The sequence below is a fragment of the Methylobacterium brachiatum genome (assembly GCF_900113845.1).
Taxonomy (GTDB): domain Bacteria; phylum Pseudomonadota; class Alphaproteobacteria; order Rhizobiales; family Beijerinckiaceae; genus Methylobacterium; species Methylobacterium brachiatum.
The window spans coordinates 116,305-128,172 of the sequence record NZ_FOQW01000014.1; the positions used below are offsets into that span (position 1 = coordinate 116,305).

General features: G+C 69.2%; 11 protein-coding genes. 5 read left to right on the plus strand and 6 right to left on the minus strand.

Annotation, left to right across the window (positions count from 1 at the left end; translation table 11 throughout):
* Positions 1-4: 4 nt before the first annotated feature.
* Positions 5-265: a BrnA antitoxin family protein gene (locus BMZ47_RS19285; protein ID WP_244536870.1), complete on the minus strand. Its 261-nt coding sequence runs from the start codon at positions 263-265 to the stop codon at positions 5-7.
* 28 nt (positions 266-293) lie between these two features.
* On the minus strand, positions 294-566 hold the full coding sequence (locus BMZ47_RS19290; protein ID WP_091863822.1) for a BrnT family toxin: 273 nt from the start codon (positions 564-566) through the stop codon (positions 294-296).
* 205 nt (positions 567-771) lie between these two features.
* Here BMZ47_RS19290 and topA point away from each other — a divergent pair, with 205 nt between their 5' ends.
* A complete protein-coding gene (topA, locus tag BMZ47_RS19295; protein WP_091863823.1) occupies positions 772-3,459 on the plus strand; it encodes a type I DNA topoisomerase in 2,688 nt (895 codons plus the stop codon).
* Positions 3,460-3,504: 45 nt separating this feature from the next.
* Here the strand turns inward: topA and BMZ47_RS19300 are convergent, their stop codons facing one another.
* Entirely contained in the window at positions 3,505-3,693 is a 189-nt protein-coding gene (locus tag BMZ47_RS19300; protein ID WP_091863824.1) for a hypothetical protein, read from the minus strand.
* Positions 3,694-4,020: 327 nt separating this feature from the next.
* Between BMZ47_RS19300 and parE the strand changes: the two genes are divergently transcribed.
* The gene (gene parE, locus BMZ47_RS19305) at positions 4,021-6,081 is read left to right on the plus strand and encodes a DNA topoisomerase IV subunit B (protein WP_091863862.1); all 2,061 of its coding nucleotides are present in this window, start codon (positions 4,021-4,023) and stop codon (positions 6,079-6,081) included.
* A gap of 194 nt (positions 6,082-6,275) precedes the next feature.
* Here the strand turns inward: parE and BMZ47_RS19310 are convergent, their stop codons facing one another.
* Entirely contained in the window at positions 6,276-6,767 is a 492-nt protein-coding gene (locus BMZ47_RS19310; protein WP_091863825.1) for a PRC-barrel domain-containing protein, read from the minus strand.
* A 175-nt stretch (positions 6,768-6,942) separates the two neighbouring features.
* Positions 6,943-7,809, minus strand: a complete 867-nt coding sequence (locus BMZ47_RS19315) for an outer membrane protein (RefSeq protein ID WP_091863826.1) — start codon at positions 7,807-7,809, stop codon at positions 6,943-6,945.
* Positions 7,810-8,225: 416 nt separating this feature from the next.
* On the opposite strand from BMZ47_RS19315, the gene BMZ47_RS19320 reads away from it, so the two are divergent.
* The 3 genes from BMZ47_RS19320 (at position 8,226) to BMZ47_RS19330 (ending at position 11,475) form a co-directional block, all read left to right on the plus strand.
* On the plus strand, positions 8,226-8,579 hold the full coding sequence (locus BMZ47_RS19320) for a hypothetical protein (protein WP_091863827.1): 354 nt from the start codon (positions 8,226-8,228) through the stop codon (positions 8,577-8,579).
* Positions 8,580-8,764: 185 nt separating this feature from the next.
* On the plus strand, positions 8,765-10,312 hold the full coding sequence (locus BMZ47_RS19325) for a DEAD/DEAH box helicase (RefSeq protein WP_091863828.1): 1,548 nt from the start codon (positions 8,765-8,767) through the stop codon (positions 10,310-10,312).
* A 104-nt stretch (positions 10,313-10,416) separates the two neighbouring features.
* Positions 10,417-11,475: a GGDEF domain-containing protein gene (locus BMZ47_RS19330; protein WP_091863829.1), complete on the plus strand. Its 1,059-nt coding sequence runs from the start codon at positions 10,417-10,419 to the stop codon at positions 11,473-11,475.
* A 9-nt stretch (positions 11,476-11,484) separates the two neighbouring features.
* Here BMZ47_RS19330 and BMZ47_RS19335 read toward each other — a convergent pair whose 3' ends face one another.
* On the minus strand, positions 11,485-11,862 hold the full coding sequence (locus tag BMZ47_RS19335) for a HesB/IscA family protein (RefSeq protein WP_007566183.1): 378 nt from the start codon (positions 11,860-11,862) through the stop codon (positions 11,485-11,487).
* Between the last annotated feature and the right edge of the window lie 6 nt (positions 11,863-11,868).

Here is an 11,868-nt window from a genome sequence, read left to right on the forward strand (position 1 = left end):
GGCTTCAGCGACGCTTGAGTGCGCGCTCGCGCTCGACCACCTCCATCAGAAGGGCGTTGACGCGGGCCTGCCAGCCCGGGCCCTGGGCCTGGAAATGCTCGGCGATGGACGGAAGGAGATGGACCGAAACCGCCGCGTCGGAGCCCTCCGAAGGCTCGCGCCGCACGAACCGGTCGCCGACGTGAAACTCGGCACGCTGCAGCATCTCGTCGGTCAGCTCGGGGATCTCATCGTATTCCTCCGCCGTGATCTCGTGCGCGTCCACTTTCGCCAGATCGCTCTTGATCGAGGCCTCAGCGGATGAGCGGTGCGTAGCGCTTCTGCTCTCTGACATTGGCCTTCCTCATCGAGAAGACGTGGCGGTCCCGGCCGCGTGGGGTCCAGATCACGATCACCATCCGGCCCGCCAGGAAGCCGACTGTGACGATGCGATGCTCGCCGTAATCGCGGCGGATGTCCTCGAACGTGAAGCCCGGCCCTGCGAAAACGAGCTCTGCGTCCTCGAAATCGAGCCCTCGCTCGGCCAAGGTTCGGTCGCGTTTGGCCGGATCGAAGGTGATCGCCATCGATCGGCTATCATATCGGATTCGCGTGCTGCGTACGATGGCCCCAGTTGGCCGCTCGGCCGCGACTGCCATTTGACAACCCGCCGCCCGTAACCCACTTGTCCCCGGCGCGCGGCCCCGGCCCGACGGCGGGCACTCGTCCCACGCGAATTTCGAACAGAATTCGTCCGTCGCGCCCAGGCTCCGTCGAGGGGCAGAGGTCTGAATGAAAGTCGTCGTCGTCGAGTCGCCGGCCAAAGCCAAGACGATCAATAAGTATCTTGGCCGCGACTATGAGGTGATCGCCTCCTTCGGGCACATCCGCGACCTGCCGGCCAAGGACGGCTCGGTCGATCCCGAGCAGGATTTCCACATGGTCTGGGAGCTCGCGGACCGGGGCGCCAGCCGGGTCAGCGAGATCGCCAAGGCGGTCAAGGGCGCGGACAAGCTGATCCTGGCCACCGACCCGGATCGCGAGGGCGAGGCGATCTCCTGGCACGTCCTGGAGGCGCTGAACGCCCGCAAGGCGCTCAAGGGCATCCCGGTCGAGCGCGTGACCTTCAACGCCATCACCAAGGCCTCCGTCGAGGCCGCGATGCGCAAGCCGCGCGAGATCGACCAGGCGCTGGTCGACGCCTACCTGGCGCGCCGGGCGCTCGATTACCTCGTCGGCTTCAACCTCTCGCCGGTGCTGTGGCGCAAGCTCCCCGGCGCCCGTTCGGCCGGCCGCGTGCAGTCGGTGGCACTCCGGCTCGTGGTCGAGCGCGAGATGGAGATCGAGAGCTTCAAGCCGCGCGAGTACTGGTCGATCGTCGCGACCCTGACCACCACGGACGGCGCGACCTTCGAGGCGCGCCTGGTCGGGGCCGACGGCAAGCGGATCCAGCGCCTCGATGTCGGCACCGGCGACGCGGCGGCCGCGTTCAAGCGCGACCTCGAACTCGCGACCTTCCAGGTGGCGAGCGTCGAGGCGAAGCCGGCCAAGCGCCACCCGCAGCCGCCCTTCACCACCTCCACGTTGCAGCAGGAGGCCTCGCGCAAGCTCGGGATGGCGCCGGCGCAGACCATGCGGGTCGCGCAGCGCCTCTACGAGGGCGTCGATGTCGGCGGCGAGACGGTGGGCATCATCACCTACATGCGGACCGACGGCGTCGACATGGCGCCGGAGGCGATCCAGGACACCCGCAAGGTGATCGGCAAGGAGTTCGGCGACCGCTACGTGCCGGACGTGCCGCGCAAGTACAGCGTCAAGGCCAAGAACGCGCAGGAGGCCCACGAGGCCGTGCGCCCGACCGACATGAGCCGCCTGCCCAAGATGGTGGCCCGCCACCTCGAGCCGGAGCAGGCCAAGCTCTACGACCTGATCTGGACCCGCACGATGGCGAGCCAGATGGAATCGGCCGAGCTGGAGCGCACCACCGTGGACGTCACGGCCAATGTCGGCCCGCGCCGGATCGACCTGCGCGCCACCGGCCAGGTCGTGAAGTTCGACGGCTTCCTGGCCCTCTACCAGGAGGGCAAGGACGACGAGGAGGACGAGGAGAGCAAGCGGCTTCCGCCGATGAAGGCCGGCGACCCGCTCACCCGCGAGCGCATCACCGCGACCCAGCACTTCACCGAGCCGCCGCCCCGCTATTCCGAGGCGAGCCTGGTCAAGCGCATGGAGGAGCTCGGCATCGGCCGGCCCTCGACCTACGCGGCCGTTCTTCAAACGCTGCGCGACCGCGAATACGTGAAAATCGAAAAAAAGCGGCTTCAGCCGGAGGACAAGGGACGCCTCGTCACGGGCTTCTTGGAAAGCTTCTTCCGGCGCTACGTCGAGTACGATTTCACCGCCGACCTCGAAGGTCAGCTCGACCGGGTGTCCAACGCCGAGATCGACTGGCGGGCGGTGCTGCGCGACTTCTGGAAGGACTTTTCCGCGGCGATCGGCGAGACCAAGGAGCTGCGCGTCACCGACGTGCTGGAGGCGCTCAACGGTCTGCTCGGCCCGCACATCTTCCCCGACAAGGGCGACGGCTCGAATCCGCGCACCTGCACGGTCTGCGGCACCGGCCAGCTCTCGCTGAAGCTCGGCAAGTTCGGCGCCTTCATCGGCTGCTCGAACTATCCCGAGTGCAAGTACACCCGCCAGCTCTCGGCCTCCGGGATCGACGGCGACGGTGACGGTTCCTCGGCCGAGGGCGGCCAGCCGGGCGTCCGGGTGCTGGGCAACGACCCGGTGACCGGGATGCCGGTGACGATCCGGGACGGGCGGTTCGGGCCGTTCGTCCAGCTCGGCGAGGCCTCCACCGAGAAGGATGCGGCGAAGCCGAAGCGTTCCTCGCTGCCGAAGGGGCTCTCCCCCTCCTCGGTCGATCTGGACAAGGCCCTGGCGCTGCTGTCGCTGCCGCGCGAGGTGGCGCGCCATCCCGAGACCGGCGAACCGATCCTGGCCAATCTCGGCCGGTTCGGACCCTACGTGCAGCACGGGAAGACCTACGCCAATCTCGGCAAGGATGACGACGTGCTGGAGGTCGGGGCGAACCGCGCTATCGACCTGATCGTCGCCAAGGAGCAGGGCGGCGGCCGGGGCCGGCCGGCGGCCGATCCGGGCCGGCCGCTGGGCAAGGACGAGACGAGCGGGCGCGACCTCGTGGTCAAGGCCGGCAAGTACGGCCCCTACGTCACCGACGGCGAGGTCAACGCGACGCTGCCGAAGACGATGAATGCCGAGGCGCTGACCCTCGACGAGGCGATCGCGCTGGTGAATGCCAAGCGGGCGTCGGGTGGCGGCAAGCCGGCCAAGCGGACATCGGCCCGGAAGGCGCCGGCACGGGCGGCGGCCGCGGACAAGAAGCCGGCGGCCAAGAAGGCCCCCGCGAAGAAACCGGCGGCCAAGAAGAGCCCGGCGAAGAAATCGGGTGCCGGCTGAGAGCCGCGCCCGATCCCTTTGACGACTGGGCGCGAACGCTTCGGGCTAAGCCAGATAGGTGATGGTCGCGGCCAGGGCGGTGGCGACCGTCGCCAGCGCGATGGTCAGGCCGTTCACCAGGAAGCGGGCGGGCGGCACGGAGGCCGTCTCCTCGTCGCACCCGAAGACGGTGCCGGCGGCGCGCTCGAAACGGATCAGGGTGAGGCGGCGGGCCTCGATCGCGGCGTTGCTCATCGACGGCGGCTCCCTGACCACGGTCAAGCTCTTTCCCGGACAAACGCGGCCGGAGCCGCGCGGTTCCGATCCGGGCGGCAGCTGAGGAAGCCTTAACCCACGATTGTGCAACGTCGCGATGACGGCTCCGTCGCGCCAGGCCGGCCGCGCCCCTCGCTCGCGGCGGCGCAGCATGCGATGGTAAGGCCGTTCGGCGACGCACCGAACGCTCTGGATGTTTCTGTTTTGTTCCGCTATGATGCGGGGATGAAGGCGCATGCTGCACGATCCGACGCCCGTCTGCCCAACACCGAGCCGGCCGATGCGCCGCGTTCGCGGAGGCCGCGCGTGAGCGATCCGGCGCGCGACCTGTTCGGGCCCGGCGGCAAGCCCTCGGCCCTGCGTCCGGCGGAGCCGCGGCGGCGGCTCGCGGAATCCGCTTCGGTGCCGACCATCGCGGCGGCTGAGCCCGAGGCCGGCTACACCGCCTCCGACATCGAGGTGCTGGAGGGGTTGGAGCCGGTCCGGCGCCGGCCCGGCATGTATATCGGCGGCACCGACGAGCGGGCGCTGCACCACCTCTTCGCCGAGGTGATCGACAATTCCATGGATGAGGCGGTGGCCGGCCATGCCAGCTTCATCGAGGTCGAGCTCGAGGAAACCGGCTCGCTGGTGATCACCGACAATGGCCGCGGCATCCCGGTGGACCCGCACCCGAAATTTCCGGGCAAGTCGGCGCTCGAAGTCATCATGACGACGCTGCACGCGGGCGGGAAGTTCGACTCGAAGGTCTACGAGACCTCGGGCGGCCTGCACGGCGTCGGCATCTCGGTGGTGAACGCCCTGTCCGACCTCCTCGAGGTCGAGGTCGCCCGCAACCAGACCCTCTACCGCCAGACCTTCTCCCGCGGCCACGCGCAGGGGGCGCTGGAGCTGGTCGGCCGGGTGCAGAACCGGCGCGGCACCCGGGTGCGTTTCCACCCCGATGCTGAGATCTTCGGCTCGCTGAAGTTCGACCCGCGCCGCCTGTTCAAGATGGCGCGCTCGAAAGCCTACCTGTTCGGCGGCGTCGAGATCCGCTGGCGCTGCGCCCCTGCCCTGCTCGAGGGCCTGGAGGACGTGCCGGCCGAGGCGGTGCACCGGTTCCCGGCCGGGCTGCGCGACTATCTCGCCCGGGACATCGAGGGCAAGGAGCTGGTCACCGAGGCGATGTTCACCGGCAAGGTGACCAAGCCCGGCTCGCACGGCTCGCTCGAATGGGCGGTGGCCTGGATGGTCGCCGAGGACGGCTTCTCGCATTCCTACTGCAACACGATTCCCACCCCGGAGGGCGGCACCCACGAGGCGGGCTTAAGGGTCGCGCTGCTGCGGGGCCTGCGCGAGCATGCCGAGCGGGTGAACCAGGCCAAGCGCATGACGGCGGTGACCACCGACGACGTCATGGCGACCTGCGCGTCCATGCTCTCGGTGTTCATCCGCGAGCCGGAATTCCAGGGCCAGACCAAGGACAAGCTCGCCACCGTCGAGGCGCAGCGCATCGTCGAGACGGCGGTGCGCGACGCCTTCGACCATTGGCTGGCCGCCTCCCCGGCCCAGGCCAACAAGCTGCTCGACTGGGTGATCGACCGGGCCGAGGAGCGGCTGCGCCGGCGCCAGGAGAAGGAGGTCGCCCGCAAGAGCGCGACCCGCAAGCTGCGCCTGCCCGGCAAGCTGGCGGATTGCTCGGCCGCCGGCACGGCGGGCTCCGAGATCTTCATCGTCGAGGGCGATTCGGCCGGCGGCTCGGCCAAGCAGGCCCGGGACCGGACCACCCAGGCGATCCTGCCCCTGCGCGGCAAGATCCTCAACGTCGCCTCGGCCTCCCGGGACAAGCTCGGCGCCAACCAGCTGATCTCGGACCTGACCCTGGCGCTTGGCTGCGGCACCGGCGCGGCCTTCCGCGAGACGGATCTGCGCTACGACAAGGTGATCATCATGACGGACGCTGACGTGGACGGCGCCCACATCGCGTCGCTGCTGATCACGTTCTTCTACCGGCAGATGCCGAAGCTGATCGACCGTGGCCATCTCTACCTGGCGATCCCGCCGCTCTACCGGCTGCAGCAGGGCTCCAAGGTCGCTTATGCCCGGGACGATGCCGACCGGGAGCGGATCACCAAGACGGTGTTCAAGGGCGGCAAGGTCGAGATCGGGCGCTTCAAGGGCCTGGGCGAGATGATGCCGGCCCAGCTCAAGGAGACCACCATGGACCCGAAGAAGCGCACGCTCCTGCGGGTCGCGGTGCTCGACGAGGCACGGGAATCCACCGGCGACACGGTGGAGCGCCTGATGGGCAACAAGCCCGAGGCCCGCTTCGCCTTCATCAGCGAGCGCGCGGCCTTCGCCGACGGAGTCGATCTGGATATTTGAAGCGACGGGGCGCCCACGGGACGGCGCCCCGTCACTGCGCGCGCAGTGACGCAACCCAGGGTCGCGTGACCTGGAAAAACGTAGCGCCGCGCTGGGTTGCTTCGCTACGCCCGCAATGACGGCGAGGGAATCGCGGATTGACTTTGAAGCGGCGCGCCTGGATCGCAACCGCATCCAGTCCGGTGCCGGTCAAGCTACTCCGCCGCCGTCGCCTTGACCGGGTCGAAGGGTTGGGCGGCCGCGACCGTGTCAGTGCTCATGTGGAGCACGGCCGAGAATCGCTCCCCGCCCGGGCGCAGCACCAGGGCACCGGGCTCCACGGCGATGCGCTTGCTGCCGAGCCCCAGGGGGCCGCCGACATCCAGCACCACTGCCTTGAGGGCCCCGCCATCGGCGATCAGCAGGTCGTCGACCGTCCCGACCTTGTCGCCGGCCGCGTTGCGCACCGTGACGCCGATCAGGTGAGAGGCCAGGATGGTGGCCGGCTTGACGCCCTGCCGCTTGACCGCCGCTTCTGCGCTGGCCGCAATCGTCAATAGGCCGCCGCCAGCGCCGCCGGTCGATGTTCCCGGCCCGGTGCCCGGCAGCACCGTCTTGTTGCCGATCACGCTGGCATCCTGGGCCCGGGCCGGGAGCCCGGCGAGGCTGAGGAGAGCCAACGGTAGCAGGAGAAGGGATTTGCGCATCGGGGATCGCTCCGGCGCAGCCGAGCCATCCGCGCGCCGTCGGTGAAAAGCGGCCGCGGCGGCGGCTGTTCCCGTCGTCCCTGTCGCAGCGCGCATCCGGAAACGACGAAGGGCCCGACCTTGCGGTCGGGCCCCGTTGAGACGGCGCCGGCTGGGCCGGCGCCGATCGTCGATCTTAGTACGAGCCGAACTTGTAGTTCAGGCCGGCGCGGACGACGGCGAACTCGGTGTTGGCGGCGGCGCCGTTGAGGTACGCCACGCCGTTCGGGGCCAGCAGGTTGCCGTAGAACACGCCACCGGCGGTGTTCTTCTGGCGGTCGAGGTTCACGTACAGGCCTTCGATCTTCAGGGTCACGGCCGAGGACTTGAAGAAGTTCAGGAACGAGTCGGTGGGCAGGGCGTACTCGATGCCGCCGCCGACGGCGTAGCCGGAGCGGAAGCTGTCGCGGAAGCGGTTGCCAGCGAAGTTCTGGTCGTCCTGGCCCGAGCCGTAGGCGTAACCGCCGGTGGCGTACACGAGGGTCCGGTCGAAGGCGTAGCCGAGGCGGCCGCGCACGGTGCCGAAATAGTCGAGGCCGTTGCCGCTGGTGGCGACGAAGGCGCGGGGGGCCGAGAACGCGGTGCCCGGAACGCCGGTGACGCCGTAGTTCAGGGTGCCGTTGGCGCGGCGGGCGAAGTCGACATACTGGGCGTCAGCCTCGATACCGACCACGACGCCCGAGCCCGGCGTGAACTGGTAGTTGTAGCCGATCTGCGCGCCGCCGGTGAAACCGTCGTTGTTGCTGCGGTCGTTGACGCTGACGACGGCGTTCGTGTTGGCCGAGTTGATCAGCGAGCCGGACGGCAGGGCGTAGTTGGTGGTGTTGCGGCTGCTAGCGTCGAAGCCGTAGCCCGCGTTCACACCCACGTAGAAGCCGGTCCAGGTGAACACCGGCACCGGCGTGAACACCGGCGGCGGCGCAGCGCGACGCGGCAGGTCGGCCGCGGAAGCGGCGACGGTCATGCCGGCGAGAACGGTCGATGCAAGAAGAACTTTTTTCATGGTGCCATTGGTCCTGGGGTTGGCTTGAGCCGGCTGCCTTCTAGGCGCTCTCGGTCAGCGGGTCTGTCGCTTTCCTGCAACAAGCTTGGCCAGACTAGCGTGGTCTCGTCAACGAAAGGTGAAGGTTACGCGCACAGATTCCCCGTCCTGGCGTGAAACTGTGTATCAGAAGCTGCATCGACGCCCCGGCAAACCCTGAACATTAGTCGGTCGGTCGGATCGGGTGGCGATGGTATCTAGGCAGTCTGCGGGCCGTCATTGATCCGGGTGGCACAAACCGCGTTCGGCGACGCTGTTTTATTGCGGTCCGCCCGGCGCTCCAAAGCACGGTCTTGTGTCAACAGGCGGTTAACCCTGCCGGCTTTAGCATCCGCTTCAACCGTCGCCGGCTTCTCGGGCGGCGGAGAGGAATGCCCATGCTGCCGCCCGTCGAACGGCCGACGAAACCGTTCGGGACCCGCCGGCCGGCCGCGTTCGACGCGGCACCGGGCGCGACGCCGGAGCCCAGGGCGGGCGGCTCGACCCGGCCCGCGGGGTCCCTGGCCTGGGCGCTGCGCATCTCGGGCCTAGTCGGGCTGCTCGCCCTCGTGGCGACCCATCAGCTCGCCCGGCTCGGTCAGACCATCCCGGCGCCCACTCAGCTCGCTCTCGGCGGGCGCGCCGTTCCGGCCGATCCCGAGACGACCGGCTCGATCACCGCCGCCGGTGCCGCGCGCGCGACCCGCCTCGACCCCTGCCTGTTGCCCGCCCTGGACCGCCCGCACCCCTGATCGGCTGTGCGTGGGACCCGGATGCGCGCATTGCGAGATTGACAAGCAGCGCCAAGGCCCTAACTGACTGGCCCATGCGCCCCGCGGCCACGGGAGCGTTCGTGCGCCCTATCAGAGCCTTTCCGAGCCGTTGCCGCGACGGTGTCCACCGCGCCGGCCGGGCGCGCAACGGTTCCTGAACGCAGATGCCTTTTTCCGACCTGGGACTGAGCGAGAAAGTCCTCAACGCCGTCGAAGCGGCGGGTTACACCGAGCCGACGCCGATCCAGGCTCAGGCCATCCCCCATGTGCTGGCGCGCCGGGACGTCCTCGGCATCGCCCAGACCGGCACCGGCAAGACCGCGGCGTTCACGCTGCCGATGCTGACGCTGCTGGAGAACGGCCGCGCCCGGGCCCGGATGCCCCGCACGCTGATCCTGGAGCCGACCCGCGAGCTGGCGGCCCAGGTGGTCGAGAATTTCGACCGCTACGGCACCAACCACAAGCTCAACGTCGCCCTGATCATCGGCGGCGTCTCCTTCGCCGACCAGGATGCCAAGCTCACCCGCGGCACCGACGTGCTGATCGCCACGCCGGGCCGGCTCCTCGACCATTTCGAGCGCGGCAAGCTGCTGCTCACCGGGGTCGAGCTGCTGGTGATCGACGAGGCCGACCGGATGCTCGACATGGGGTTCATCCCCGATATCGAGCGCATCGTAAAGATGGTGCCGTTCACCCGGCAGACGCTGTTCTTCTCGGCGACCATGCCGCCGGAGATCGAGCGGCTGGCCGACATGTTCCTGCACAACCCGCAGCGGATCGAGGTGGCGCGGCCGGCTTCCACGGCCTCGACCATCACGCAGCGGCTGGTGGCGGTGGGCTCCGACGGCCATGCCAAGCGCGAGCGCCTGCGCAGCCTGATCCGGGGCGAGGCCGAGCTCAACAACGGCATCATCTTCTGCAACCGCAAGCGCGACGTCGCGCTGCTCCAGAAGTCGCTGGTGAGCCACGGCTTCGACGCCGCGGCGTTGCACGGCGACATGGACCAGCGTGCCCGCACCACGGCGCTCGACGCCTTCCGCAACGGCGAGACCGCGCTTCTGGTCGCCAGCGACGTGGCGGCCCGCGGCCTCGACATCCCGGCGGTCAGCCACGTCTTCAACTTCGACATCCCGCACCACCCGGAGGATTACGTCCACCGGATCGGCCGCACCGGCCGCGCGGGCCGCAGCGGCACCGCCTACACCCTGGTCGCCCCCGGGGACGACCGCTCCCTCGGCGCCATCGAGGCGCTGATCGGGCAGCCGATCCCGTGGTTCGACGGCGACCTGTCCACCGTGGCCGACCCGTCGGCCGATACCGGCACGCGCCATCGCGGCCGGTCGGGCGAGGGTCGCGGCGGGCGGCGTTCGGGCAAGTCCGAGGGCCGATCGTCCGAGAAGCGCGGCTCCGAGGGCCGCTCCTCCGAGGCCAAGGCGGTTGAGGAGAAGCCCGAGGTTCGGGCCGAACCCGCGCGGGCGGAGGCCAAGTCCAACGGGCGCGGCGAGGCCAGCGGTCGTCAGCGCTCGCGCGGAGATTCGTCCAGCCGGCGCGGCGAGGCGCGTCCGGCCCCGCGTCCCGAGCCGGTGCGCGAGGAGCGGTCGCGCGAGGAGCGTGGACGCCGCAACGATCCCGACGGCGATACGCCGATCGGTCTCGGGTCACATGTTCCGGCCTTCTTGCTTCGACCAGTCTTGGCAAAGAAAGATAAGTAACGTCCGGACATCCTAGCTTAACGTTCCTGCTACCAACCCGCCCTAGATTGGGATTCGGGCCGTGATGTCGCATTTCACCGGCGGCCTCGTACGGCGGGATGCGGATGAGCCAGGAGACCTATTCGGATCGTGACCGCAGCTTCGCGCTGGCGAAGCGCGCGCACGATCTGATCCGCGATTACGGTCCCTCGGCCACGCCGCGGGCCTACGCGGTCTGGTACGCCTACGTCTCGGGCGAGCTGCCGCTGCTCGGCGATTCGATCAAGCGCCTGACCACGCAGAACGGCAGCCTGACCGAATCCGATATCGACGACCTGCACGAGACCTATCTCGACGGACGCCAGCTCACGAGCACCACCGGCGATGTCAGCCGCGGCATGCTCGACGAGATCGCGGCGGTGACCGAGATCCTCGACCTGTCGCTCGGCTCGACCGCGCAATACGGCGAGGCCCTGCGCGGGCTCGCCCAGGACCTGGCCCAGGGCATGCCGACCCGGGCCCGGCTCGGCGAGATCGTGTCGACCCTGGTCTCCACCACCCGCGAGGTCGCGGTGAACAACCGGGTGCTGGAAGCGCGGATGCGCGAGACCCGCAGCGAGATCGAGACCCTGCGCGAGAAGCTCGAGGCCAGCCGGCTGGAGAGCCTCACCGACGCGCTGACTGGCCTGTCGAACCGCAAGCATTTCGAGGAGACCCTGAAGGCGTCCCTCGAGGCCGCGCGGCTGGGGGCCACCCCGATGAGCCTGATCGTCCTCGACATCGACTTCTTCAAGCGGTTCAACGACCTCTACGGCCATCTCACGGGCGATCAGGTGCTGCGCCTCGTGGCGATCGTCATGCGCGAGAATGCCGGCAAGCAGGCGCTGCTCGCCCGGTTCGGAGGCGAGGAATTCGGCATCGTGCTGCCGGGCGCCGACCGGACCCTGGCCCGGCAGGTGGCCGAGCAGGTCCGGGCCAGCGTCATGGGCCGGGAGCTGGTGAAGCGCTCCACCGGCGAATCGCTCGGCAAGGTCACGATCTCGCTCGGCATCGCGGTGCTGCATGCCGAGGATACGCCGGCCTCGCTGCTCGAGCGGGCCGATCTGTGCATGTTCGCGGCCAAGCGCGCCGGCCGCAACCGCGTCGTGGACGACGCGGCCGACTCGCTTTCTCAGGTCGCCTGAGAGCCGGCTTCAGGCCCGGGCCGGGATCCGGTCCTCGGAGACCGGCGTGATCGCCACCGATTCGCCGCAGCCGCAGGCGGAGGTCTGGTTCGGGTTGTTGAACACGAACTGCGAGGCGAGCTTGGTGGTGGTGAAGTCCATCTCGGTGCCGAGCAGGAACAGCACCGCCTTCGGATCGACGAACACCCGGACGCCGCGATCCTCGACCACGTCCTCGCCGGGCTTGGGCGCCTCGGCGTATTCCATCGTGTAGGACATGCCGGCGCAGCCGCCGTTCCGCACGCCGACCCGCAGGCCGGCGATCGGCCGGTCGGCATCCGCCATGATCGCCTTGATCCGCTCGGCCGCCCGATCGGTCAGCGACAGAACCTTGAACCCTGAAAACATCGTCAC

Excerpts from the sequence above, each read along its gene's own strand:
- BMZ47_RS19290 (WP_091863822.1), bottom strand. The coding sequence starts at position 566 with ATGGCGATCACCTTCGATCCGGCCAAACGCGACCGAACCTTGGCCGAG.
- topA (WP_091863823.1), top strand. The coding sequence starts at position 772 with ATGAAAGTCGTCGTCGTCGAGTCGCCGGCCAAAGCCAAGACGATCAAT.
- BMZ47_RS19300 (WP_091863824.1), bottom strand. The coding sequence starts at position 3,693 with ATGAGCAACGCCGCGATCGAGGCCCGCCGCCTCACCCTGATCCGTTTC.
- BMZ47_RS19310 (WP_091863825.1), bottom strand. The coding sequence starts at position 6,767 with ATGCGCAAATCCCTTCTCCTGCTACCGTTGGCTCTCCTCAGCCTCGCC.
- BMZ47_RS19315 (WP_091863826.1), bottom strand. The coding sequence starts at position 7,809 with ATGAAAAAAGTTCTTCTTGCATCGACCGTTCTCGCCGGCATGACCGTC.
- BMZ47_RS19320 (WP_091863827.1), top strand. The coding sequence starts at position 8,226 with ATGCTGCCGCCCGTCGAACGGCCGACGAAACCGTTCGGGACCCGCCGG.
- BMZ47_RS19325 (WP_091863828.1), top strand. The coding sequence starts at position 8,765 with ATGCCTTTTTCCGACCTGGGACTGAGCGAGAAAGTCCTCAACGCCGTC.
- BMZ47_RS19330 (WP_091863829.1), top strand. The coding sequence starts at position 10,417 with ATGAGCCAGGAGACCTATTCGGATCGTGACCGCAGCTTCGCGCTGGCG.
- BMZ47_RS19335 (WP_007566183.1), bottom strand. The coding sequence starts at position 11,862 with ATGTTTTCAGGGTTCAAGGTTCTGTCGCTGACCGATCGGGCGGCCGAG.